Here is a 24,211-nt window from a genome sequence, read left to right on the forward strand (position 1 = left end):
ACCCCATATCGGTTCGGCCGTCCCTTCCCGAGCATAGCGTCTGGGACGGCCGGGATTTCGGTCATGGACAGTTCCACCGCAGGCACATAGCATTTTTCCATGATCGCGCTGCTGGATCGACTGCGGTTGTTCAATATTCGCGAGTTCAGCACGCATTGGGGGCGGACGGCGGCCTCGGTGTTCGTCATGGCGGTGTCGGCGGCGTTCGTGGTGACGGTGATCGGGATTTCCGGATCGTTCACCGGGTCGATCGAGCAACTCACGTCCGGGCTGGCGGGGAATGCGGCGCTGGAGGTTTCCGGGGTCACCGACGCCGGGTTCGCGCAGGCCGTGCGCAATGACGTGGCGGCCGTGCCGGGGGTCAAGGCCGCGGTGCCCATGCTCCGAGCCGCGGTGGGGCCGGACAATGATCGGCTGCTGGTGCTGGGCGTGGATGGTTCCGCTTCGGCGCTCGACAGCACTCTGAAGGGGGCCGTGCAGAGCGAGGCAATGACCTCGCTGCTGACCGTGCCCAATGGCGTATTGGCCGGGCCGGGATCGGGATTCACGAAGGGCCAGTCGATTCGGGTGGGGTCGAATCAGGTCACGGTGGCCTCGGTGCTGGAGGGCGCGGATCTCGCGAAACTCAATGGCGGGCATTACGTGATCGCGCCACTGCCGCTCGCACAGCGCATTACGGGCCGGAACGGGCAGCTGGATTCGATCCTCATCGTGGCCGCATCCGATACCGATGCGGCGCAACTGAAATCGGCGGTGACCACGGCCGTGGCCGGGCGGGCACTGGTGGCCGAGCCGAGCGCGCGGGCGGCGCAGACCGGCAATGGCATTGTGATGCTGCGATTCATGGCGTCCATGGGCGTGGGCATCGCGTTCGTGGTGGCGGCGTTCCTGATCTACAACACCATGAGCATGGCCCTCGCGGGGCGGCGGCCGGTGATCTCCATGCTGCGGGCCATCGGCGGGCGTAAGCAGACCATCGTGCGGGATGTGCTGGCCGAGGCCATTGTGCTGGGCTTGATCGGCGGGCTGATCGGGGCCGGGATCGGCGTGCTCACCGGGCGATACGCGATCGGCCTGCTGCCGGGCGCGTTCACTCAGATGACCGAGGCGCGGCTGGAGTACATGCTGCCCTGGTACGCGGTGCCGGTCGCGATCCTGGCCGCCGCGCTCACCAATGTGGCCGCCACGGCGGTGGCCGCACGGCAGGTCTATTCGATGTCACCGGTCGAGGCGCTGGCTCCGGTCGGGGTCGCGCAGGCCGATGTGGTGCCGCGCCGGTTGCGGGTGATCGCCGCGGTGGCGGGCGTCGTGCTGGCGATCGCGACCGTGCTGACCACGCGCGCGCATCTCGGGCTGTTCGCTTCCGTGGCACTGGGTTCGGCGTTCTGCGCGGAGATCGCCTTCGCCTATGCGGCGACCGCTCCGATCGTGCGATCGACCGGTGCCATGGCGCGGCGGTTCGGCGCGGCCGGAGTGCTGGCCGGGGTGAATATCGATCGTGCGCCGCGCCGGGTGTGGGCCACGCTCATGACGGTCACGATCGCCGTCGCCATGACCATCACCATCACCGGATCCAATGCGGATGCGGTGCGGTCGGCACGCGATACCTTTGCCTCCCTTGCCGATACGGATGTCTGGGTGGCGGTCAGCCCGGAGGATATGGTGCCGACCCAGCTGCTGCCCGACGGCCTGTCGGAGCGGGTCGCGACCGTGTCCGGGGTCGGCAAGGTGATTCAGGGTCAGCTGGCCTTCGCGACCCTGGGCGGCACGAAAGCCCTTGTGTACGGCGTGGAACCGGGCAGCGACTACGCCATGGTCCAATCCCTCGACGCCGACACCCAGCGGCGGGTGCAAGCCGGGGAGGGTGTGGTGCTCTCCCGGGATCTGGCTCGGACACTGGGGGTTTCGGCCGGTGACGAGCTGACGGTGCAGACGCCCAGCGGCGAAAAGCGGACGCGGGTGCTGGCCTCGGTGTCCTACTTCTCCGCGCTCTCGGGCACCGCGTCGATCAGCCTGACCCTCATGCGGGAGTGGTTCGCGCGGCCCGGGGCCACCACCCTCCAGGTCGATGCCGCACCCGGCACCGATCCGCGGCAATTGCTGTCGGACATACAGAACATCGCGCCTCCGGACGTCCACGTGTACTCCGGCCGGGCCGCCCTGGACGGCGTGAGCAAGGCCATGCAACAGGGCCTGGTGCTGTCCCGCATCATGCTGGTCATCGTGGCGATCATCGCGGCCATGTCACTGCTCAATACGCTGACACTCGCACTGCTGGAACGCCGCCGGGAACTCGGCATTCTGCGCGCGGTGGGTTCGAGCCGCCGTTTCGCCCTGCGCATGGTGCTGGCCGAGGCCGCCGCCATCGGTGTGGTCGGCGCGGCGCTGGGCGTCGCGTTCGGCCTGGCCAATCAATTCCTGTATTCGCTCATAGCCACCGATCTGATGGGCCTGGACGTGCACTTCCGGCCGGGGCCGCTGCTGCTCGTATTCACCTTCGGCGCACTGGGTTTGAGTCTGCTCGGCTCGATTCCACCGGCCGTGCGCGCGGCACGGCTGAATATCGTGGACGCCGTCGGGGCCGAATGATCAGTTGACGGAGACCTTCTCGGCGTCACCGGGCTCATGCAGCTCGTGCAGCCGCGCCCCTTCCACATCGATATCGGGCACGATCTTGCTGAGCCAGCCGGGAATCCACCAGGCGGACTTGCCCATCAGGATGAGCAGCGACGGAATCAGCACCATGCGGACCAGGAAGGCGTCGAACAGCACGCCCGCGGCCAGCGCGAAACCCATGGATTTGGCGGTGGTATCGGATTCCAGCATGAACGAGCCGAAGACGAAGATCATGATGAGCGCGGCCGAAGTGACCACCCGCGCACCGTGGTGATAGCCATTGACCACGGCATCGCGGGGTGAGGCCCCGTGCACGTACTCCTCGCGCATGCGGGTCACCAGGAACACCTGGTAGTCCATGGCGAGCCCGAAGACCAAGCCGATCAACATGATCGGCAGGAAGCTCACGATCGGGCGGGGCTCGTCGACCAGGCCCAGCTTGCCCTCCTGGAAGATCAGCACGGTCGCGCCGAAGGTGGCTGCCATGGACAGCAGGAAGCCCAGGGCCGCGGTCAGCGGGACCAGCACCGAGCGGAATACCGCAATGAGCAACAGGAATGCCGCACCCGCGACGATCGCCAGGTACGGCAGGATCTTGCTGAGCAGGGCGTGGTCGACGTCGGCGTAGATGGCGGTGGTGCCGGTGATGCCGTATTCGATGCCGTACTGGGAGTTCAGCGCCGACTCGGCATCGCGGGCCGAGCGGACCAGATCCTTGGTCTCCTGATTGTTCGGACCGGTCTTGGGGACCGCGTCCAGGAGCGCGCCCGCGCCGTCCTCGCTGAACTTCGGCTCGGTCACGTAATCCATGTCCGAATACCCGGCGAGCTTGTCGCGCAAGGCATTCGCGGCGGCCTGGCGCTGCTCCTGCGGCACCTTGCTCAGATCGGCGGCGACCATGAGTTTGCCATTGCTGCCCTCGCCGAAGCCCGCGGTGCGCAGGTCGTAGGCCTTACGGATGGTCGTGGTCTTGGGCATGCTGTCCTCGCCGGGCAGGCCCAATTGCAGATGGATGGCCGGGAGCGCGAGCAGTCCGAGCACGATAATGCTCAGCACCAGGGTGAGCGCGGGGGCCTTGCCGATGAAGCGGGCCACGCGGGTGCCATTGGTGATCGAGGAGTCGTCCTCCGGATCGTGCTGGGCAATCAGTGGCAGCTTCGGCTTGAACAGGAAGCGGCCGAACGCGCCGAGCAGGGCGGGCATCAGCGTGATGGCGGTGAGCACGGCGAACGCGGCCGCCAGCGCACCACCCAGGCCCATGAAGGTCAGGAAGCGAATGCCCACGATGCTGAGCCCCACCAGGGCGATGATCACGGTGCCACCGGCGAAGACGACCGCCGCGCCCGCGGTACCCAGCGCGGTGCCCGCCGCGGCCTCGGCCGAATCCTGCACGGCCAGTTCGTGTTTGTACCGGGACACGATGAACAGCGCGTAGTCGATGGACAGCGCGATGCCGATCATCGAGGCCAGGAAGGTGGTGAAGCTGGGGATCGACAGGAACGAGGTGCCCAGCAGGATCACCGACATGGCCGCGCCCAGGCCGACGAGCGCGGTGATGATCGGTACGAAGGCGGCGACGATCGCGCCGAAGGCCACGATCATGACCACGAGCGCAAAGGCCATACCGATCATTTCCGACTTGCCGCTGGGTTGCTGCTGTTCCATGGCAATGGTGCCGTCGACCTCGACGGTGAGCCCGGCCTGGCGCGCCTGGTCGGCGATGTCGTAGGCGGCCTTGCGGTCGTCGGCCGTGACCGCGGAGAAATCCTTGATGGCGAACGGAACGGTCAGCACCGCAACCGAATCCGGATCGGTCTTATTGAGCACATTGAGCGGCGCGCCGCTGCACTTGGAGAGGAACGCGCTCGAGGTGCGATCGGGTGCGAGACAGCCCATCTGCTCGGCCGCGGCGATCGGGTCATCGAGGGGTTTGGCGTGATCGACGATATCGAGTGTGCCGATCTTGCTGATCAAACCCTTGATCGCCGCGTGATTCGCCGGATCGGTGAGCGTCTGCCCGGCCGGGGCGGCAATGACATAGGTGCCGGTCACCGCGTCGAATTGGAATCCCTGCGACATGCCCGGGAAGTGTTCGTCCAGGATCTTGGTGGCCCGCTCCGACGGCAGGTTCGGGATATTGAAGTCATTGCTCATCGGTTCCTGGAGCTTCGCGCCCAGGCTGCCGAGCAGCATGAACAGCACCAGCCAGATGGGCAGGACGATCCATTTCCGTCGGAATGCGAATCTTCCCCACCGGTACAGATAGACGGACACGAGAGGTCTCCTTGCGGTCGCCGGGTCGTGCTGCGCGTTCTGTGAAACTGGAACCGGTACGAGTCTGCTGTGAATTCGCTACAAGATCAAGCGTTCAGGCCGCGCACTTGGCATCCGGCGGGGCGGGCGGGGCCGTTTGGATGCCCAGCGCCACGTCGACGAGATAGTCGCGATCCCCGCCGGAGACCGGTTCGGCATTGCGCAGGAGTCGTTCGACCACGCAGCCGGATTCGTAGAACACCGGGCCGAGCCCGTGCGTGCCGGGCACGATCGTGCCGTCCAGCTCCCGGCCGGTGACGACCGTGTACAGGGAGACGGGCTTGCCGGTGAGGGTCAGCGCGGCCCGCATCTCCAGCGACTGGGTGTACGGAACGACGGGGTCGGCGGTGCCGTGCAGGAGTACGGCGCGGCGCACGGTGATTCGACTGGCCAGGAAGGCCGGTGACCGGGCGAGGTAGGCCTGCGGGCAGGTGAGCGGCGTGCAGTTGCCCGCATCGCGTTCGATCTGCGGACGCAGGTCCGGCTTGGCCAGATCCGCCTGCAGCCAGGAGGTCATCGCATCCGCCTGCCCGAAGGTGTCGACCCAGTAGTCATAGGTGCCGGGCGGCGCATAGGCCGCGGCCAGCCCGCTGGTCACCCCGCCCTGACTCCACCCCCACAGCACGGTCCGCCCGATCCCCGGATGCTCCCCCCGATACCACTGCGTGGCGGCGACCGTATCCCGCCAGCCCACCCACACATTCCATTCGCCGGTCCGCCAGGAGCTCGCATCCGAACGCTGATCCATGCTCAGCAGCGCGGCCCCCGTACCGCGCACGATCGAACTCATATACCCCTCGTAATCCGAGGCGCTCCCGTCATGCCCGTGCACCGCGACAATGAGATCCCGCGCCCCGCCCGCCGGTTCATACACCCGCCCCGTGGCCCGCTCCCCATCCACCGTCAATGCCACATCCCGCACCGAAACCCCCGAGTCCCCCACCGGATCGGCCGAAACCTGGCTGGCCGCAACCCCCGTCGCAGCCACCACCCCCAACACCATCGAGAACACCGCCGACGCCCGATATCGACCTCGCATCGCCGAATCCTCCCACGCAATCCCCCACCCACCCGGGCACCGCGCCGCGCCCGAGCGGTGAGGGAGCACTGGTGGTGGGGAATCGGACAGAATCCCGCCATGAGTGCTCCCTGATCTTGTTGCGTATCGGGGGGATGCTGTCGGGGGCGGGGGCTAGGATTCGCGCATGCGTTCGATGGATGCGGCGGAGCGGCGGGCCCGGGTGGGGGTGCGGCATCGGTTGGCGATGAGTGCGCGGGCCGAGGACGTGCGGGAGATCGCGCGGTCGATGGTGGTGCTGCATGCCACCGATCCGGCGACGGTGTTCCTGTCGGTGGCGGCGCGGTCGCGCGGGATCGAGCCGGGGCATATCGAGAAGGCGCTCTACGAGGATCGGTCGATGCTGCGCATGCTGGCCATGCGGCGCACCATGTTCGTGGCGCCGATCGAATTGGTGCCCGCGCTGCAGGCATCGTGTGCGGATGCGCTGGCGCATAAGCAGCGCAAGACTTATGGGCGGTTCCTGGAGCAGGCCGGGGTCATCGACGGGGATGTCTCGACGTGGCTTGCCGAGGTCGAGGCCGAGACGCATGACGCGCTGCTAGGGCTCGGGGCCGCCACCGGGGCGCAGTTGAGCAAGGCTGTGCCGCGCCTGCGGACACAGGTGGATACCGCGCCGGGCAAGTCGTATTCGAAGCCGACCAGTATCACCACCTGGGTACTGGTGATTCTCGGCGCGGAGGGGCGCATTGTGCGCGGGCGGCCCAATGGGAGCTGGTCCAGCAGTCAATACACCTGGGCTCCCGTCGAATCCTGGATTCCGGACGGGATTCCGGCTCTTCCCGCCGATACGGCGCGTGCCGAGCTGGTGCGCGCCTGGTTGCGCACCTTCGGTCCCGCGCCGGTGAGCGATATCAAGTGGTGGACCGGCTGGACCCTCGCCGAGGTGCGTAAAGCCTTGGCGCAGTTGGATATCACCGAGGTCGACCTGGGTGGCGAGACCGGACTGGTGCTGTCCGATGATCTGGAGCCCACCCCCGAGCCCGAGCCGTGGGTCGCCCTGCTGCCCGCGCTGGACCCCACGCCCATGGGCTGGCAGTCGCGGGACTGGTATCTGGGGCCGCACGCCTCAGCATTGTTCGATCGCAATGGCAATGTCGGGCCGACGATTTGGCATAACGGCCGCATTGTCGGCGGCTGGGCGCAGCGCTCCGACGGTGAGATCGCCTGGCGTGCGCTGGAGGATATCGGCTCCGACGCCGAGGCGCTGATCGAGGCCGAGGCCGCCCGGCTCGGCCACTGGTACGGCAAGGTCCGACCCATCCCGCGCTTCCGCACGCCTCTGGAACGCGAACTCACCGCGTAATCCTGACGGCGAGATCACAAGCCCGCCAATATGATCGAGAAGGTGGGAGAAGAGCAGAAAGCATCCGGCGCGACCAGCCGGGGCCGAGCTGGTCCTGAATCACATCGGGGATGCGGACGCACCGGCTGATCAGCAGAAGTATCTTCCGGGTGCGCAGCTCTGGGTCGACAATCAGAGCGGGACCGGGCTCGATCTGTGTGATCAGCAGGGGCGGCCGCGAATTCGGCTGCATGTGGCGATGGACGGCACGCCTACCATTGCCGTTCTCGACGAGCAGGGTGCTGTCGTCAGGCAGCTCTGACGTCGGGCGGCTTCGATCGTCAGCCCTTGGTGACGAAGCCTTGCTCGATCATCCAGTCGCGGGCCACATCGGCGGGTTCCTGACCGTCCACGTCGACCTTGCGATTGAGTTCGGTGATGACCGGGTTGGTGAGCAGCTTGGTGATGGGGGTCATGAGGGCGGCGACCTGAGGGTGGGCGCGATGGAAATCGTCCCGCATGACCAGGGCCGCATTGTATTTCGGGAAGAAGGACCGATCGTCGGTCAGCAGCACCAGGCCGAGTGCGGGGATGCGGCCGTCGGTGGCGGCCACGGAACCGAAGCGGCATTGTTTGGCGTCGGCGGTGGCCTGATAGACGAGGGCGTCCTGGACGATCTGTTTGCTCACCTTGCCGGTGTCGATGCCGTATTTGGCCGCCATGCCGGGATAGCCGTCGGGGCGGACATTGAATTCGGTGCCGACGCAGGTGGCGGCGGCCGAGGGATCCTTCGCGATCAGTGCGGCATAGTCGGAAAGTGTTGCCACGCCGGTTTCTTCGGCGGTGCGCTTGCTGGTGACCAGGGCGTAGGTGTTGTTCATCGGGGCCATGACGGTCCACGCCATGTCGTGGGCGGCGAGGTCGGCGTCGCGGAGGGCCTCGAACTGGCCGACCTCGTCCGGGACGGGCTGCTCTTTTCCGAGGTAGTTGACCCAGCCGGTGCCCGTGTAGTCGTAGGCGACGTCGATCTGCCCGTGCAGCTGGGCATCGCGAAGGCTATTGGAGCCCTGGATATTCGTCAGGTCACGGACGTTCGCACCGGCCGCGGACATGGCGAATTCGATGAGATAGCCGAGGATATTCTGCTCGGTGAAGTCCTTGGAGCCCACCGTGATCGTCACGCCTTTGAGCTCGGGCACCGGGCGAATACTTCCCGGCCCCACCCGGAGTGGCACCGCGCTACCGGATTCCAGCCCGCACCCAGCCAGTAGCAGCCCGATCACCAAGCAGCACAACCATTTACCGACCTTCACCGCAACCCCCTCGGCCCCAGGAACCGTTCGGCCACTGCCCCGAGCCAGTCGACGAGCAGCGCCAGCGCCACCGCGAGCACCGCGCCGACCGTGAGGGTGACGTTGTCGCGCAGCTTGTATCCGGTGTCGATCAGAATGCCGAGCCCGCCCGCGCTCACCAGGAAAGACAGCGTCGCAGTGCCGACCGCCAGGACCAGCGAGGTCCGCAGTCCCGCAAGGATGTACGGCACGGCCAGCGGAAACTCGATGCGCCGCAAGACCGTAGCCGTGGACATCCCCTGCCCGCGCCCGGCGTCGATCAGGGTCGGATCGACCTGCTGATAGCCCAGAATCGTATTGCGCAGCACCGGAAGCAGTGAATAGAACGCGATCGGCAGCACCCCGATCCAGAACCCGGTGGTGCGGGTGACGAGGTAAAACAACACGATCAAACCGATCGCCGGTGCGGCGGCCCCGACATTGGCGATCCCGATGAAAATCGGTGCGAGCCGCCGATATCCGGGCCTGCTGAGCACGGTGCCGAGCGGTACCGCCACCACCAGCACGATCCCCACGACCGCCGCCGTGATCAGCACATGCTGCCAGGTCACATGCGCGATATTGCCCGCATTGACACTCGCCTTCTGAACGACCGTGCGATCACGGGCGAATGCCCACGCCAGCACTCCGGCCGTGAGCAATACGACCACCACGGGTTGAACCAGCAGCCGCAACCGCTCGGCCCGCCGCGCGGCGGCCCCTTCCCGCAGGACGGTGTCCGTCCCCACACCCGCCGTAGCGCCGGTGGCCGCGGTCATGGCCGCGACTCCGGCTCGGCCGCCCCACCGGACTCCTCAGCAGCCGCGACGGTGGCGGCGGATTTATCCGGGTGCTCGTCACGTACCACGGACAGGTGGGTGACGAGGGTTTCGATGGCGATGAGCCCGGCGTATTCGCCGCGGGCACTGGTGATTACGGCTGTCGCGTTCTGGTCGGCCAGCAGGGCTTCCAGTGCGTCCTGCAAGGTCGATCGGAGGGAGAGCAGGTTGCCGATCGGGCGGCCGATGCCGTGCAGGGATTGGGCGTCGGCGAGCTGGTCGGCCGATACCCAGCGCAGTGGGCGGCGGTGGTTGTCGAGGATCAGGGCCCAGGGCCAGTCGCGGCCCGCGAGGGCCTTGCGCAGGGTTTCGACCGACTCATCCTCGGCTGCCGTTGGGCAGTCGCCGAGTTCGACATCCGAGACTCGGGTGAGGGTCAGTTGTTTGAGGGAGGCGTCCGCGCCGACGAAACCCGCGACCGTGTCGTCCGCGGGGTGGGCGAGGATGGCGGCGGGGGTGTCGTATTGCAGGATGCGGGATTGATTGCCCAGCACCGCGATTCGGTCGCCGAGTTTGACCGCTTCGGAGAAATCGTGGGTGACGAAGACAATCGTTTTGCCGAGTTCGGCTTGCAGGCGCAGTAGTTCGTCCTGGAGCAGGCCGCGGGTGATCGGGTCCACCGCGCCGAAGGGCTCGTCCATGAGCAGGACGGGCGGGTCGGCGGCGAGGGCGCGGGCCACTCCGACGCGTTGCTGCTGGCCGCCGGACAGTTGGCGGGGATAGCGGCCGCGATATTCGCCGGGGTCGAGGCCGACCAAGTCCAGCATGTCGTCCACGCGGCCCGCGATCCGCTTGCGATCCCAGCCGAGCAATCCGGGCACGGTGGAAATGTTCTTGGCCACCGTCATATGCGGGAACAGCCCGGCCTGCTGGATGGAATACCCGATGCCGCGCCGCAATTCGTCCGGATTCATGGCGGTGGCATCGCGTCCGCCGATGGAGATGGTGCCGGAGGTCGGTTCGATGAGCCGGTTGATCATCCGCATGGTGGTGGTCTTACCGCAGCCGGACGGGCCGACCAGCACCACGATCTCCCCGGCCGGAATGGTCATGGAGACCGCCTCCACGGCCGGATCCCGCTGTCCCGGATAGAGTTTGGTGACGGTGTCGAGCACGATCTCGACCCCGGACACCGTGCCGGTCGTCTCGGTTTCAGTCACGAATCCCCCTCGGGGTGGTGAAACGTCCGACGAGCAGGAATATCCCGTCGAGCAGCAGGGCGAGCACGATGACGAGCACCGTGCCGGTCAAGGCCTGAGGCACCGCATTCGGGCTGCCGAGCCGCGACAAACCGGAGAGAATGACATTCCCGAGGCCGGGCCCCTTGGCGTAGGCGGCCAGCGCGAGAATGCCCATGCTCAATTGGGTGCTGACCCGCATACCGGTCAGGATGGCGGGCCAGGCCAGCGGAAGTTCGATCACGGCGAGCACCCGCCAGCGATTCATCCCCACCCCGCGCGCGGCGTCGACCACGGCCGGATCGACCGAGGACAGCCCGATAATCGCATTGCGCAGAATCGGCAGCAGGGCGTAAATGACCAGCGCCACGATGGTCGGCGCGACCCCGAGGCCGAGAAACGGGATCAGCAGCCCCAGGAGCGCGAAGGACGGCACGGTCAGCACCGCGCTGGCCGCCGCCGTCGCGGCGGACGATCCGAGCGGGCTCCGATACACCAGCACGGCGATCGCCACGGCCACGACGGTCGCGATCAGCAGGGCCTGAATCACGGCCGAGACGTGCAGATATGAGTCGACGAGCAGCTGGTGCCGGCGCGTCACGATGAACTTCCAGAGCGCTTCCAGAGTCCCCACCTCCCAAATCCGCTGCCCCGGAGCCTAACCCGGAAACGGTTGCCCCATATCGATGTCCGCCAAACCAACTGCTGGGTAAGATCGGGTCCGGCAGCTCCATCGCATGCAAGCGAGGTGCGGAATGTCCGAACGCACGCTGAGGATCGTCCGACTGCTCATGGCGGCACTGGGTGTGGCGGTGCTGGTGGGCGGATGCACCACCGATTCCGGCACGAAGCCCGCGGCGGACGGCGCATGGCCGCCCTCCGAGGGGCGCGGCGACTGCACGGTCGACAAACAGGCCGATGTCGGGGCCACCATGCGGGACGGGACCGTGCTGCGATCCGATGTCTATCGCCCGAAGACCAGCGATCCGGTGCCGGTGATCCTGATGCGCACCCAGTACGGCAAGGACGCCGCGCAGATTCAGCCCTCGCGGTATCAGACGCCGGATTGGTTCGCCTCGCACTGCTATCTGGTGGTCATTCAGGATGTGCGCGGCCTCGGGAAATCCGAGGGGACCTTCACCGAGTTCGGCAATGACATTCAGGACGGCTACGACACGGTGGAGTGGGCGGCGGGGCTGTCCGGCTCGAATGGCAAGGTCGGCATGTACGGGTCCTCGTATGTCGGGGCCACGCAGTGGCTGGCCGCGGTCGCGACGCCGCCGCATTTGACGACCATCGTCCCGGCGAATACCGCCTCGGATTACTACGACGGCTGGACCTATGAGGGCGGCGCGTACCGGCTCGCCTTCATCGAACCGTGGGCCATGGGCACCATCGGGCTCGAGTCCGCACAGCACCGCAATGACACGGCTGCGGCACAGCAGCTCAAGGCGGCGAGCGCCAATGCGACCTCGTGGCTGAACCACCTGCCCTACAAGGACTTTCCGCCTATGCAGCCGGACAATCCGGCGGTCGCGCCGTGGTTCTTCGACTGGATTCGGCACTCCACCCGGGACGACTACTGGAAACAGTGGAGCATTCGCGACCGCTACCCGAATGTGCGTGTGCCGGTGCTCGATATCGAAGGCTGGTACGACGCGTTCCTGTCGGGCGGGGTCGAGAACTTCACCGGTATGACGGCACAGGGCGGCACCCCGGACGCTCGCGAGCACCAGCGTCTGGTGATCGGGCCGTGGGACCATGTCGGCTGGGGCAGAGCGACTTCCGTATCCTCACCCCGGCTCGAACAGATCGGAAAGGTGGGCAATAGCCCGGTCAATGAGCTCATGCTGGCCTGGTTCGACCACTTCCTCAAGGGAAACGACAACGGCGTGTCGACCGGCTCCCGGGTCGATTACTTTCTCATGGGAGCCAATCGGTGGAAGTCCGCGCCGAGTTGGCCACTGCCGCAAACCCAGTGGCGTGACTACTACTTCAGCGGCAGCGGCGCGAATGCCAATAGCGGCCGGGCGGGCAAGCTCACCACCACGGCGCCGACCGGCCCCGCCGACGCCGACAGTTATGTGTACGACCCCACCGATCCGGTACCCAGCAGCGGCGGGCACTCCTGCTGCGGCGCGACCTCAGGGCCACAGGGGCCGATGGAACAGTTTGCGGTGGAACAGCGTTCAGATGTGCTGACCTATGACACCGATCGCTTGGCCGAGGACACCGAGGTGACCGGGCCGATCACGGTGAAGCTGTGGGCGTCCTCGACGGCGGTCGACACCGACTTCGTCGCGCGGCTGGAAGTGGTCTCGCCGGACGGGTCTGTGGTCAGTGTGAACAATGGCATCCTCCGGGCCGCATTCCGGGACTCACTGTCCGCGCCCGCACCGCTCGTGCCGGGTCAGCCGTATCAGTTCACCATCAAGATTTGGCCGACCAGCTATCTCTTCAAGGCGGGCGACCGGATTCGGATCGCGGTGGCCAGCAGCGACTATCCGCAGTACGCGCCCAATCCGAATACCGGCGACCCGTTCGGCGACAATGCCCGCACCGTGCCCGCCACGCAGACCATCTACAAGGATGCCGCGCATCCCTCCTCGGTATCTCTGCCCTTCATTCCCGCCGGTGACAGCGGTAGCACCACATTTGATTTGCGGCCGGGCAAGTAGAGCGAAACCGTCATGGCGACAATCAGGTTCGCGGTCAGTGCGATCAGACCGCCGTTCACGCCGTGGAAGGGATCGTTTCCGGTCGCGTGCAGCACTCCGACCAGGGCCGCGCCGACCAGCAATCCGGCGGTGACGCCGGTCGCGGTGAGGCGTCGCCAGTAGAGGCCGACCAGAACGGCCGGAAGCAGTTGTGCGACACCTTCATAGGACAGCAGCGACAGGCTGACCATCACATGCGGGAAGTACAGCGCACCGGCCAGTGCGATGATTCCGACGATCAGTCCAGCCAGCTGCGACCACCGGCGCTGGCGTTCACCGTCCGCATGCGCCGCGCCATGCAGTCCGCCACCGAGAATGGTTCTGCCCCACAGTGTTCCGATGGCGATCAGGAACACGCTCATCGGCACGATCGCCGAGAGCGCTCCCGCTATGCCGATCACCGCCACCACGGCCGGCGGCAGCGAATCGGTCACCAGGGCGAACAGCGCGAGATCCGGATTCGACAGGGCCGGGACCACCAGCAGCGCCGCGAATCCGATCATTACCGGAATCACCAGTAGCAGTTGATACCACGGCAGCAGGATCGAATTCTTGCGTAGCGCGGTCGGATTCGCGGCAGACAGGTATCCCGCGACCGTGGTCGGGAAGATGCTGATCGTCGCCACATTCAGCACGATCGTGGACACGAACCAGGTCGCGCCGAATGTCCCGCCGCCCGAGCCCGGAAAGGTCAGCCACTGCGGCCTTTCGGTGACCAGGCGATCCAGCAGCTCCCCGGGACCGTCGAAGTAATGCCACGGCACATAGACCGCCAGAAAGACCACTGCCAGCACCGCGAGCCCGTCCTTCAGCACGCTCACCCAGGCCGAACCGCGCAGCCCGGAGGTCAGAATGAACGCCTCCGCCACCAGGAATGAGATCACCGCGGCGACCTTCAGGTCGATCGCGCCATAGGACATGGCATGCACCACCACGCCCATTCCCTGAATCTGCAACTGCACGTAGGGAATCAGGAACACCGTGCACATCACCGCGACCACCACGCCGAGCCGCCGCGACCGGAATCGGTGCTCGGCGATATCGGCGATCGACACCAGTTTGTGCTTGGCGCAATAGCTCCAGATCAGAGGCGCGACCAGATACGCCGCCACCTGCCCGGTGCTCAGGTACGCGATGAGATAGAAGATCGGCACCCCATACCGATAGGACCATCCGGCGGCCCCGAGGAACGAGAAGCTCGTATACGTCTCCCCCGCCATGAGCAGCAGTACGAAGACCGTGCCCAGCCCGCGCCCCGATACCGACCATTCCGACATCGAGCGCGCCCGGCCGCGCCCGGACCAGACCCCGATGGCGACCGTCACCACCATGGCCGCCGCGAACAGCGGTACGGCCACCGCTGCGGGCCCGCTCACTCCTCGACCTCATCGGCGGGCACGTATTCCATTGCCCCCGAACGGAATACCGGATCGAATCGCGCCACCAGCGCCACCACCGGTCCGGTCAGCGCCGCCACCGCCAGCAGGTAGAACACCAGAAACGGCAGCCCGAACACCCGCGGCTCGATCCGATTGGCAATGAAGGGGGCGAGGCAGAACAGCACACCGGGTAATACCAGCAGCCACAACATCCGCCCGCGCCCCCGCGCCCCGTCCCCCGGTTCCTCGCCTGTGCGTTCCACCATGCCGTTGGCTATACGGCAATTTCGGAACCGCGGCCAGCCGACATTCCGAATCGCGTCTATCGAGCCCAGGGTGGACGCTGACCCGGCGCGATCAGCGGGCCGCTGAGCTGGACATTGGCGATCATCCAGCGCTGTGCCTGCCGCACGACGACCAGAACGACGCGGAACGATCCGCTGGTGTCCTGCCCCATGACCGTGGCCTGCTGCTGGAGTACGGCTTTCACGAGGGCGGTGTCGCCGTAGGTGCGCACATCGGGGTCGATGATGCTGAATTCGGCGTACTTCAGCCCATGGTCGGTGAATCGTGCCGCCCATTGCGTCCGGTCGAGGACGAAGCCGACGGGTCCGACGCCGATGAAGTCCGGCGCGAGCAGGTCGGCGTAAGCGTCGCTGTCACCTTCCAATTCGGCTTCGGCCCAGCACTGGACGAGATCGAGGACTTCTTGATTGCTCATGGTTCCGAACCTTTCATGAATTTACAGTCACTCTAAACTTGGAGTCACTCGACGTCAATGCTAGGCTGGGCCCGTGACCTCGGAACTGGGACTACGCGAACTCAAGAAACGGCAAACACGGCAGCGGATCACCGAGACTGCGCTGAGGCTGTTCGCCGAGCGCGGCTTCGACAATGTCCGGGTCGCCGAGATCGCCAGGGCGGCACAGGTTTCCGAGGCCACGGTGTTCAACTACTTCACCGGCAAGGAAGCACTCATCTACGAGGGCATGGACGCCTTCGAGGACGCCCTGCTCGACGCCGTGCGCGAGCGTCCCACCGGAACCTCGACGGTCCGGGCCTTCCGCGAGTTCGTGCTGAGCTCGCGCGGCAGCCTGCTCGAGGCGGAACCGATTGGGGTGCAACAGATCGCGACCGCGGCCCGGATCATCCACGACAGCCCGGCCCTACAGGCCTATGAGCTGCGCTCCGTCGAGCGCTATACCCGCCTGCTCGCCGAGCTCATTGCCACAGAACTGAATGAACAAGCACCCGGTCCCCACGACGGCGAGGCGTACGTGGTCGCCCACGCGCTCATGGGAGTCAACCGGGCCATGAAAGACGTCGTGCACGCGCACGCCATGGCCGGACACGATGCGCACCGCATTGTCACCGATGCGGCCGAGTGTGGCCGCCGCGCCATGGACCTTCTCGAACGGGGACTGATATGCGAATCAGCATCGCGGTAAGCAAATTCTCCACACCCGACGGCGCGGTCGAAGAGCTGACCCGCGTGGCCCGCGCGGCCGACGAGGGCGGCCTCGACACCCTGTGGGTCCCCGACCACCTCCTGCAACTCGAGCCCGGCCGCGAACCGCACGAAGCCATGTTCGAGGCGTACACCACCCTCGGCTACCTGGCCGGCCAAACCCGCCGAATCCGCCTCGGCACCATGGTGACCGGCGCGACCTTCCGCCCACCCGCCCTCCTGATCAAAGCCGTGACCACCCTCGACGCCCTCTCCGGCGGCCGCGCCTGGCTCGGCATAGGCACCGGCTACCACCAGTTCGAAGCCGACGCCATGGCCCTCCCACTCCCCCCGCTCCCCGAACGCTTCGAGCGCCTGGAGGAAACCCTCCGCCTGGCATTACAAATGTGGTCAGGCGACGAAACCCCCTTCCACGGCAAGCACTTCCGCCTGGACCAGCCGATCTGCAGCCCCCTCCCCACCACCAAGCCACACCCCCCAATCCTCATCGGCGGCACCGGCGAACAAAAAACCCTCCGCCTGGTAGCGCGCTACGCCGACGCCTGCAATGTCTTCGACATCCCCGACGGCGGCGCAACCATCCGCCACAAACTCGAAGTACTCGCCCGCCACTGCGAAACCGAGAACCGCCCCTACTCCGAAATCGAGAAGTCGGTAAGCACCAGACTCTCCCCCACCGAATCCCCCGCCTCCTTCGTCGACCGCTGCGGCGCACTGGCAGAGCTGGGCCTCGACCACATTTCGGTACTCACCGCAGACCCCGTGACCGAAGCCGACATCGCCACCCTCGCCACGGCCGCGGCGCAACTCCGGGGCACGGGACCCGAATCCGCCACCGAGTAATCCGAGCCCGAGTGCTCACCGTGCCCCTGGGCTGGGGGTGAATTTTCGTACGTCTACCGGGCGGCAGGCTGTTAGGGTCGGGGTTGTTGATCTGCACAGTCTGGGCGTGGGCACGGGGGTGTCGGTCCGGGAGTCTATTCGGAGTGTGTCATGGCTTTCACCAATCGCCTTGTGTCCGACTCGACTTCAGCGGGGCGCTCGATCGAACTTGCGCCGCAGTGGCGGGAGGAGCTACTGGGGCGACGAGACGAGTTGTGCGGCAGCTCATTTCGTGATGCCACGGTGGGGATCTGCGCGCTCATGGCGGCCGCCGATGGGAGCATCGACCCGAACGAGCGCCACCGCGCCGCTCAACTTCTCGGGGCCGATCTGCTGCTGCAGCACTTCCCCGCCGACGAACTCCGAAACCTGTTCGAGGACAACTGCGCCCGCCTGTCCATGGACCCGGCCTTCGGCCGCGCCTACGTCATGCAGCAGATTGCCAAATCCACCGGCAACCCCGCCGAAGCGCGAGCCGTGGTCCAGATCGCCATCATGCTCAGCAATACCGAAGGCCGCTTCGACACCCACGAAATAGCCGCAGTCCGAGAAGCCTGCCAGGTCCTACACCTGAACCCCTCCGAATTCGGCCTGTAGAAGCCCGTGAGCATGCAATGGTGGAGAGCCTTCTCGCACAATGCCGCCACCATTGCATGCTCGCGAGGGAGTTACATGTCCAGGCCCAGGTCCAGGACTCGGATGGAGTGGGTTAGTGCGCCCACCGATAGGTAGTCCACGCCGGTGCGGGCGTAGTCGGCGGCCGCGTCGAGGGTGAGGCCGCCGGAGGATTCGAGTTTGGCTTTCGGGGAGCGGTTGTTGCGGCGTTGGACGGCGGCTTGGGTGGCCCAGAGGGGGAAGTTGTCCAGGAGGACCAGTTCCACGTCTTCGGCCAGGACGGCGTCGAGTTGGTCGAGGCTGTCGACCTCTACCTCGCACTCGATATTCGGGTCGAGGGCGCGGACGGCGCGGAGGGCGGCGACCACGGAACCCGCTGCTACCACGTGGTTGTCCTTGATCAGGGCGGCATCGCCCAAGCCCATGCGGTGGTTGACGCCGCCGCCTACTCGGACCGCGTATTTCTGGAGGGCGCGCAGGCCGGGGAGGGTTTTGCGGCTGTCGCGGATGCGGCAGTCGGTGCCTTCGACGGCGTCGACCCAGGCGGCGGTGGCGGTGGCGATGCCGGAGAGGTGGCAGACCAGGTTGAGCAGGGTGCGTTCGGCGGTCAGCAGGCCGCGGGTGGGGGCGACCAGGCGCAGGACGGTGTCGCCGGGCTGGACGCGGGTGCCGTCGGGGACGCGGTCGGTGATCTCGTAGTTGCCCGCGCCGAGCACCTCGTCCAGGACGAGCAGGCCGACGTCGAGTCCGGCGACGGTGCCGGGCTGGCGGGAATCCATGGCCGCCTTGGCGACCGCGTCCTCGGGGACCGTGGCCAGGGTGGTGATGTCGGGGCCGTAGCGCAGGTCTTCGCCGAGGGCCGTGCGGATGAGCGCGATCACCTCATCGCGGTCGAGTCCGGCGTCGAGAGTCATTACTGCACTCCTTCTTCGATAGTGGTCATGATGTGGACGGCACCGCGGTGCGACCCCAGGTGGGCGTCGATCCGGTTGCGTCCGTGAGCAATTGCGGGCGGCCATCCGAGCCCAGTCTCACGGCCGTGCTGCGGTGCAGCTCCTCGCGCAGGTCCGGGTGGTCCGAACGGGTATGGCAGCCACGGCTTTCGGTGCGGGCCGCGGCGGTGAGCAGCAGGACGCGGGCGGTGAGGGTGAGCGCGGAATCCTCCAGCTCACGGATCACCGACGCCGAATCCGCATGGGACTGTTCGCCGGTCACGGACATATCGGCGATCAAGCCCACCATGCGGAGCACCGCGGCGCGGAGTCCCTCGCCGTCGCGGACGACGGAGGCATGCTCGGTCATCAACTCCTGCAAGAGTTTCCGGTCCGCACGCGAGTGCCGGACCCAGTTCGCCTCGGTGATCCGACCGGCCGCACCGAGCCGCTCGGCCGCCGCAGCTCCCGCCCGCTCCCCCACGACCAGGCCTTCCAGCAGGCTGTTGGAGGCGAGCCGGTTGGCCCCGTGCAGCCCGGTCCGGGCGACCTCGCCCGCCGCGTACAGCCCGGGCACGGTGGTCCGTCCGTGCGGATCGGTGAGGATGCCGCCGCACTGGTAGTGGGCAGCGGGCGCGACGGGAATCAGATCCGTGCGCGGATCGATCCCGACCTCCCGGCACGACGCCGTAATGGTCGGAAACCGTTGCGCGAACCCGTCGATCGACCGTGCGTCGAGATACACATGGTCGGTCCCCAACTCCTGCATTCGAGCCGCGATGGCCCGCGACACCACATCCCGGGGCGCGAGATCCCCGCGCGGATGCACCCCCGCCGTCACCGAATTGCCTTCGGAGTCGACGAGAACGGCACCTTCCCCGCGCACGGCCTCGCTGATCAGCGGCCGTCGCCCGAGCCCGCCGGGCGTGAACAGCACGGTCGGATGGAACTGCACGAACTCCAGATCCGACACCACCGCACCGGCCCGCAGCGCCAAGGCGATCCCGTCCGCCGTGGCCCCCGCGGGATTGGTGCTGCACGCGTACAGCTGACCCAGCCCGCCGGTGGCCAGCAGCACGGCGGGCGCGTGCACGATCCCGAATCCCTGCTCCGACACCACGACAACGCCCCGCACGCCGTTCTCCCCGGTGACGATCTCGACCACCGCGGCCCCGAATATCACCGGCAGTCCGGCCGCATTCAAGGCCCGCTGCACCTCGGCCCCGGTGGCATCCCCACCGGCGTGAATGATCCGCCGAGTGCTGTGCCCGCCCTCGCGGGTCCGCGAAACCTGGCCATCGCGCCCGAGATCGAAGACCGCGCCGAGGTCGGTCAAGGCCGCGACGGCATCGACCCCGCCCTCGACGATCGACCGCACCGCCCCGGCAGCACACAGTCCGGCCCCCGCCTCCACGGTGTCCTGCACATGCGATTCCACCGAATCCCCGTGCGGCGCAACCACGGCAATCCCACCCTGCGCATACTGCGTCGAGGTATCGGTGGCCCCGCCCTTACTCAGCGTCAGCACTCGCAAGCCGCGCCGGGAGGCGGTGCGCGCGGCGGTCAGCCCCGCGACGCCGCCCCCGACCACAACCAGATCAGCTTCGGATTCCCAAGCGATCGGCAAAGACGTACTCACTTCAAATCACCTCTCGAGGTGGCGGCCGCGATCCCGCTCGACCTTCGACCGAGCGGCATGCTCGTGGCATGGCAACCGGCATTGTGAAGTTCTTCAAGCAGGAAAAGGGCTGGGGGGCGATCGCATCCGCGGACCTGCCCGACGGATGCGACGCCTGGGTGCACTTCAGCGAGATCGAGGCCACCGGCTTCCGAGCGCTGGAGGCCGGTGACCGCGTCACGTTCGATATCGAAGCCGCCAGGCAGGACAGCTTCCAGTACCGCGCGATCCGGGTGCGCAAGCTCGATTAGCTCGCGCCCGGTGCGGCCGGGCATGGCTACTCGCCTCCGCCAGGGTTGCCGATCTCGATCATGCGCTGAACCGAATTGCGGGCCAGGGCAGCGGCTTCGAGGTCGACGTGCACCTCGTCGCGGTTCTCCACCAGGCAGCGGAGCAGGGCGGCGGGGGTGATCATCTTCATGTACTGGCAGGACGCGCGGTCATTGACGGCCTGGAAATCGATGCCGGGAGCCGCCTTACGCAGCTGGTGCAGCATGCCGACCTCGGTGGCGACCAGGACCTGCTTGGACTTCGCCGCCTTGGCGGCGTCGATCATGCCGCCGGTGGAGAGGATGTGCACGCGGTCGGCGGGGAACTCGCCAGCGCCCGCGAGGTACAACGCCGAAGTGGCGCAACCGCATTCGGGGTGCACGAAGAGTTCGGCGTCCGGGTGGGTGCGGGCCTGCTCATTGAGCTCATCGCCATTGATGCCGGCGTGGACGTGGCATTCGCCCATCCAGATGTGCATGTTCTCGCGGCCGGTGATGCGCTTGACGTGCGCGCCCAGGAACTGGTCCGGCAGGAAGAGCACCTCGCGGTCCGGATCGATGGAGGCGACCACGTCGACGGCATTGGAGGAGGTGCAGCAGATGTCGGTCAGGGCCTTCACCGCGGCGGTGGTGTTCACGTAGGACACCACGACGGCGTCGGGGTACTCGGCCTTCCAGGCCCGCAGATCCTCGGCGGTGATGGAGTCGGCCAGCGAGCAGCCCGCGCGCTGGTCGGGGATGAGGACGGTCTTCTCGGGGCTGAGGATCTTCGCGGTCTCGGCCATGAAGTGCACGCCGCAGAAGACGATGGTGTCCTCGGGCGCTTCCGCCGCGATTCGGGACAGGGCGAGGGAGTCGCCGACATGATCCGCGATGTCCTGGATCTCGGGCAGCTGATAGTTGTGCGCCAGGATCGTGGCATTGCGCTCGCGCGCCAGCCGCTTGATCTCCTGTGCCCATTCGGGGGTCGCGTCGACGCCGGTGAATCCCGCGGGCCCGTCCACAATGCGCTCGGTGAGCGTCATCGTCGCACCTTGTGCAGCCATGGTCTGGCTCCTTCTCTCATGCGTTCGGCCACTTCGCCGATTCGCATATAACCGGTTTTCGACTTAGAATCGAAAACGTGGCCCATCGTAGCACCATCCACGAAACGCTCACCGCCGTGTTCCAGGTTCGTCGGTTCCCGTTTACCATCGCCGCAGGTGAGGGCATTTCTGTACCCACAGAAGGCAGTACACGGGATGCGAATGATGGTTCAGGGCGCACAACTGCGGCCACTGGACGCACAAACCCCGGACCGGTTGCGAAGGATGCCATGGCACGGCGCTGCCCGCCCGGTCAGCGCACGGAATTGGCGGTGCTGCTGTGGGAACGCGCGCTCGATCCGGCCAAGGGCACCTGGTCGCTGCCGGGCGGGCGGCTGCGCGATGACGAGGACCTCAACGCCTCGGCGGCGCGCCAGCTGGCCGAGAAGGTCGATGTGCGGGAACTGACGCATCTGGAACAGCTTGCGGTGTTCAGCAATCCGCATCGAGTGCCGGGCGATCGCCGGATCGCCTCGGCCTATCTGGGATTGGTGCCGCTGACCGCCGAACCCGCACTGCCGCCGGACACCCGATGGCATCCGGTCTCGACGCTGCCCGACATGTCCTTCGATCACGGCATCGTCGTCGAGCACGCGCGAAACCGGCTGGCCGCCAAGCTTTCCTACACGAATATCGCGTTCGCCCTCGCCCCGGAGCGCTTCACCATGTCCACGCTGCGGGAAATCTATTGCGCCGCACTCGGATACGACGTGGATACCACCAACCTGCAACGAGTCCTGACCCGCCGCAAGGTGATCACCCCCACCGGCGCGACCGCCTCCCCCGGCCGCACGGGCGGACGCCCCGCCGCCGTCTACCGCTTCACCGACTCCGAAATCCGAGTCACCGACGAGTTCGCCGCCCTGCGCCCGCCCAGCTGATCCGCCCCACCAGGGCGACGCCACCGGGCCGAGCTCGAGTCGGCCGAGCCCGATTGGCGTTTGCTGAGCCGGGTTCAAACCAACCGATCTCGCTTCGAGCAAATCTCGCGCGAACCCAATGCGCCCCAGCCGATTCGGCCCCGGGGCCGGAAGCGGGCCGCGATACTTGGTGGATGGCAATCGCACCCAATGCTTTTCTCGCGGGCGGTCCCAGCGATCTGCCCGAACGCATAGTTCCGATCGTGCCTTCGGGCCCCGATATCAAGATTCCGCACCGCGGCGGCTATGAGCATTTCCGGCCGACCGTACGCACCAAGGAGACGGCGGTGGGCACCCTGCCCATCTACGAGTGGTTCGAGCGAACCAAGGTCGCCGAATAGCCACGGTCGGAACCGGCCGCGATCGACCCCGACCGCGTCAATCCTGGTTGCGGCCGCGGTGTTTGGTGGTGCGGCGGTAGCGCCGGGCATTCGGGATCGGCTGCGCGGCATTCGAGCGGCGCAGCTCGTGGCGCTGCCGCCAGGCTGCTAGGTCGGGTCGTTCCGCGGGAGCTTGCGTAGCTGCCGGGGAACGATCGAGTTGTTGATCGGCTTTCATCGCCGTCCCCTGACTGATCCGGTATCCGTGAGAAGGTCACGGTATTCGCATCAACAGGCGGACTCCACCGAATATTGCCGGTGAGCCGACAGTGTCTCTGAGTGAAAAGCCGCTCAGCGTGTGGCGTCGGACTCCGGGACGCCCGGAGCCTCGAAGGGGACCACCGGGTCTTGGCGGACGTAGCCCTGCGGCGTACCCGGATACGGGCCGTAGCTGATCGCCGAGCCGAACTGCCCGGGGGCGACCACCGCCGGTGCCGAAGGCTCACCGCCGAAAGGGAGGTACTGGCCGCTGCCCAGGTCATCGGAGGTACTCAGCGCCGAGAGGATCAAAACCACCAGCGACGCGATCAGCGGCTGCACGATCAATACCGCCCAGCCGTCGACCGTCGGCGCGAACTCCACGATGCTGTGGATGGCGGGATGCGCGGGGCGAGTGTGCAATTGCTCCGCTACCGCCTCACCGACCCAGCGCATGACGACCGCGCCCGCGCCGGAGCCGAGCAGCAGACCGGCCAGCAGCACCGGCCCGCGCGCCCGCCGCCACCTCCAGGCAGCGGCGACCGTCAGCACGGCGACGACGAATCCGATGAGGACGTACATGGCGACCGCGTCGAAACGGTGCGCACTCTCCCCCGTCAGCGCCGACCCGCGATCCGGATCCACCACCAGCAACTGTTCGGCGGGGGCCAGGAATGCCCACACCACCCCGGCCAGGGCGCTACTCACGGCGACCGCGGCGAAAACCACCGCCGCCGCGCGGACTTCACGCAGGAGTAGGTCGACGTTCAGCCCGGGCCGCTCGGCGGCGGTGAATGCGGTTGCCACTAGCGGTGTTCCAGGCTCTTGGAGTCGAGGACGCCGTGGCGGGAGCATTTGGCCCACCAGCCGTCCGGACTCACCTGCACGATCATGCGACGGCCGCACTGCTCACAGAACCGCGGCGGCTCCAAACCCAATGCGGCGGCGGCCGGTACGACATCGTCCAGGCCCGGCACCACGCGCTTGCCCGTGAACGGGTTGTAGCGCTCCTCTATGTCCACGACCACCTCGAGGGATTCCTTCACGT

Annotated in this window: 24 protein-coding genes; 9 read left to right on the forward strand and 15 right to left on the reverse strand. The window is 66.9% G+C overall.

Going from position 1 to position 24,211, the window contains the following annotated elements; genetic code table 11:
- The first annotated feature begins 99 nt into the window (after nt 1-99).
- Nucleotides 100-2,589, forward strand: coding sequence for an FtsX-like permease family protein (locus AB0N05_RS31050; protein WP_364700423.1), 2,490 nt, complete (start codon nt 100-102; stop codon nt 2,587-2,589).
- Here AB0N05_RS31050 and AB0N05_RS31055 read toward each other — a convergent pair whose 3' ends face one another.
- Entirely contained in the window at nt 2,590-4,890 is a 2,301-nt protein-coding gene (locus tag AB0N05_RS31055; protein WP_364700425.1) for an MMPL family transporter, read from the reverse strand.
- 94 nt (nt 4,891-4,984) lie between these two features.
- Nucleotides 4,985-5,968, reverse strand: coding sequence for a prolyl oligopeptidase family serine peptidase (locus AB0N05_RS31060; protein WP_364700427.1), 984 nt, complete (start codon nt 5,966-5,968; stop codon nt 4,985-4,987).
- Nucleotides 5,969-6,134: 166 nt separating this feature from the next.
- Between AB0N05_RS31060 and AB0N05_RS31065 the strand changes: the two genes are divergently transcribed.
- Nucleotides 6,135-7,313: a winged helix DNA-binding domain-containing protein gene (locus tag AB0N05_RS31065; RefSeq protein ID WP_364700429.1), complete on the forward strand. Its 1,179-nt coding sequence runs from the start codon at nt 6,135-6,137 to the stop codon at nt 7,311-7,313.
- Between the two features lie 320 nt (nt 7,314-7,633).
- On the opposite strand, the gene AB0N05_RS31070 is transcribed toward AB0N05_RS31065, so the two are convergent.
- Genes AB0N05_RS31070 through AB0N05_RS31085 form a run of 4 tightly spaced genes read right to left on the reverse strand, consistent with a single transcriptional unit; the run spans nt 7,634 to nt 11,265 of the window.
- A complete protein-coding gene (locus tag AB0N05_RS31070; protein WP_364700431.1) occupies nt 7,634-8,605 on the reverse strand; it encodes a glycine betaine ABC transporter substrate-binding protein in 972 nt (323 codons plus the stop codon).
- Nucleotides 8,602-9,402, reverse strand: a complete 801-nt coding sequence (locus AB0N05_RS31075) for an ABC transporter permease (protein ID WP_364700433.1) — start codon at nt 9,400-9,402, stop codon at nt 8,602-8,604. Before AB0N05_RS31075 ends, AB0N05_RS31070 begins: the two co-directional genes overlap by 4 nt.
- Complete coding sequence (locus AB0N05_RS31080) at nt 9,399-10,622, reverse strand: ATP-binding cassette domain-containing protein (RefSeq protein ID WP_364700435.1); 1,224 nt, start codon at nt 10,620-10,622, stop codon at nt 9,399-9,401. Before AB0N05_RS31080 ends, AB0N05_RS31075 begins: the two co-directional genes overlap by 4 nt.
- A complete protein-coding gene (locus tag AB0N05_RS31085; protein ID WP_364700883.1) occupies nt 10,615-11,265 on the reverse strand; it encodes an ABC transporter permease in 651 nt (216 codons plus the stop codon). The genes AB0N05_RS31080 and AB0N05_RS31085 overlap by 8 nt, the downstream gene beginning before the upstream one ends.
- 166 nt (nt 11,266-11,431) lie before the next feature.
- Between AB0N05_RS31085 and AB0N05_RS31090 the strand changes: the two genes are divergently transcribed.
- Nucleotides 11,432-13,318, forward strand: a complete 1,887-nt coding sequence (locus AB0N05_RS31090) for a CocE/NonD family hydrolase (RefSeq protein ID WP_364700886.1) — start codon at nt 11,432-11,434, stop codon at nt 13,316-13,318.
- Here the strand turns inward: AB0N05_RS31090 and AB0N05_RS31095 are convergent.
- From AB0N05_RS31095 to AB0N05_RS31105, 3 genes are read right to left on the reverse strand one after another with little or no spacing between them, the layout of a single operon-like run.
- Nucleotides 13,222-14,733: a sodium:solute symporter family protein gene (locus AB0N05_RS31095; RefSeq protein WP_364700437.1), complete on the reverse strand. Its 1,512-nt coding sequence runs from the start codon at nt 14,731-14,733 to the stop codon at nt 13,222-13,224. The genes AB0N05_RS31090 and AB0N05_RS31095 overlap by 97 nt on opposite strands.
- Complete coding sequence (locus AB0N05_RS31100) at nt 14,730-15,002, reverse strand: DUF3311 domain-containing protein (protein WP_364700439.1); 273 nt, start codon at nt 15,000-15,002, stop codon at nt 14,730-14,732. Before AB0N05_RS31100 ends, AB0N05_RS31095 begins: the two co-directional genes overlap by 4 nt.
- 56 nt (nt 15,003-15,058) lie before the next feature.
- Nucleotides 15,059-15,457, reverse strand: coding sequence for a nuclear transport factor 2 family protein (locus AB0N05_RS31105; RefSeq protein ID WP_364700441.1), 399 nt, complete (start codon nt 15,455-15,457; stop codon nt 15,059-15,061).
- A gap of 73 nt (nt 15,458-15,530) precedes the next feature.
- Between AB0N05_RS31105 and AB0N05_RS31110 the strand changes: the two genes are divergently transcribed.
- From AB0N05_RS31110 to AB0N05_RS31120, 3 genes are all read left to right on the forward strand, one after another.
- Nucleotides 15,531-16,184, forward strand: coding sequence for a TetR family transcriptional regulator (locus tag AB0N05_RS31110; RefSeq protein WP_364700443.1), 654 nt, complete (start codon nt 15,531-15,533; stop codon nt 16,182-16,184).
- A complete protein-coding gene (locus AB0N05_RS31115; RefSeq protein WP_364700445.1) occupies nt 16,163-17,047 on the forward strand; it encodes an LLM class F420-dependent oxidoreductase in 885 nt (294 codons plus the stop codon). The genes AB0N05_RS31110 and AB0N05_RS31115 overlap by 22 nt, the downstream gene beginning before the upstream one ends.
- Nucleotides 17,048-17,197: 150 nt before the next feature.
- Entirely contained in the window at nt 17,198-17,683 is a 486-nt protein-coding gene (locus tag AB0N05_RS31120) for a TerB family tellurite resistance protein (RefSeq protein ID WP_364700447.1), read from the forward strand.
- Nucleotides 17,684-17,754: 71 nt separating this feature from the next.
- Here AB0N05_RS31120 and nadC read toward each other — a convergent pair whose 3' ends face one another.
- Both nadC and AB0N05_RS31130 read right to left on the reverse strand, forming a co-directional pair.
- Nucleotides 17,755-18,615 (reverse strand): carboxylating nicotinate-nucleotide diphosphorylase, encoded by an 861-nt coding sequence (gene nadC / locus AB0N05_RS31125; protein WP_364700449.1) that lies wholly within the window; start codon nt 18,613-18,615, stop codon nt 17,755-17,757.
- Between the two features lie 25 nt (nt 18,616-18,640).
- A complete protein-coding gene (locus tag AB0N05_RS31130) occupies nt 18,641-20,272 on the reverse strand; it encodes an L-aspartate oxidase (RefSeq protein WP_364700451.1) in 1,632 nt (543 codons plus the stop codon).
- A gap of 68 nt (nt 20,273-20,340) precedes the next feature.
- Between AB0N05_RS31130 and AB0N05_RS31135 the strand changes: the two genes are divergently transcribed.
- Nucleotides 20,341-20,562 (forward strand): cold shock domain-containing protein, encoded by a 222-nt coding sequence (locus tag AB0N05_RS31135; RefSeq protein WP_364700453.1) that lies wholly within the window; start codon nt 20,341-20,343, stop codon nt 20,560-20,562.
- Nucleotides 20,563-20,588: 26 nt separating this feature from the next.
- Here AB0N05_RS31135 and nadA read toward each other — a convergent pair whose 3' ends face one another.
- Nucleotides 20,589-21,626, reverse strand: coding sequence for a quinolinate synthase NadA (gene nadA, locus AB0N05_RS31140; protein ID WP_364700455.1), 1,038 nt, complete (start codon nt 21,624-21,626; stop codon nt 20,589-20,591).
- Between the two features lie 269 nt (nt 21,627-21,895).
- On the opposite strand from nadA, the gene AB0N05_RS31145 reads away from it, so the two are divergent.
- A complete protein-coding gene (locus tag AB0N05_RS31145) occupies nt 21,896-22,546 on the forward strand; it encodes an NUDIX domain-containing protein (protein WP_364700457.1) in 651 nt (216 codons plus the stop codon).
- Between the two features lie 173 nt (nt 22,547-22,719).
- Complete coding sequence (locus AB0N05_RS31150; protein ID WP_364700459.1) at nt 22,720-22,926, forward strand: DUF5988 family protein; 207 nt, start codon at nt 22,720-22,722, stop codon at nt 22,924-22,926.
- Between the two features lie 37 nt (nt 22,927-22,963).
- Here AB0N05_RS31150 and AB0N05_RS31155 read toward each other — a convergent pair whose 3' ends face one another.
- From AB0N05_RS31155 to AB0N05_RS31165, 3 genes are all read right to left on the reverse strand, one after another.
- Nucleotides 22,964-23,143 carry a hypothetical protein gene (locus AB0N05_RS31155; RefSeq protein ID WP_364700461.1) on the reverse strand — a complete coding sequence of 60 codons (180 nt, stop codon included), beginning with the start codon at nt 23,141-23,143 and terminating at the stop codon, nt 22,964-22,966.
- A gap of 113 nt (nt 23,144-23,256) precedes the next feature.
- On the reverse strand, nt 23,257-23,970 hold the full coding sequence (locus AB0N05_RS31160; RefSeq protein ID WP_364700463.1) for a DUF2567 domain-containing protein: 714 nt from the start codon (nt 23,968-23,970) through the stop codon (nt 23,257-23,259).
- Entirely contained in the window at nt 23,970-24,185 is a 216-nt protein-coding gene (locus tag AB0N05_RS31165) for a hypothetical protein (protein ID WP_364700888.1), read from the reverse strand. The genes AB0N05_RS31160 and AB0N05_RS31165 overlap by 1 nt, the downstream gene beginning before the upstream one ends.
- Nucleotides 24,186-24,211 lie beyond the last annotated feature (26 nt).

This window comes from Nocardia sp. NPDC051030 (assembly GCF_040683015.1).
GTDB lineage: Bacteria > Actinomycetota > Actinomycetes > Mycobacteriales > Mycobacteriaceae > Nocardia.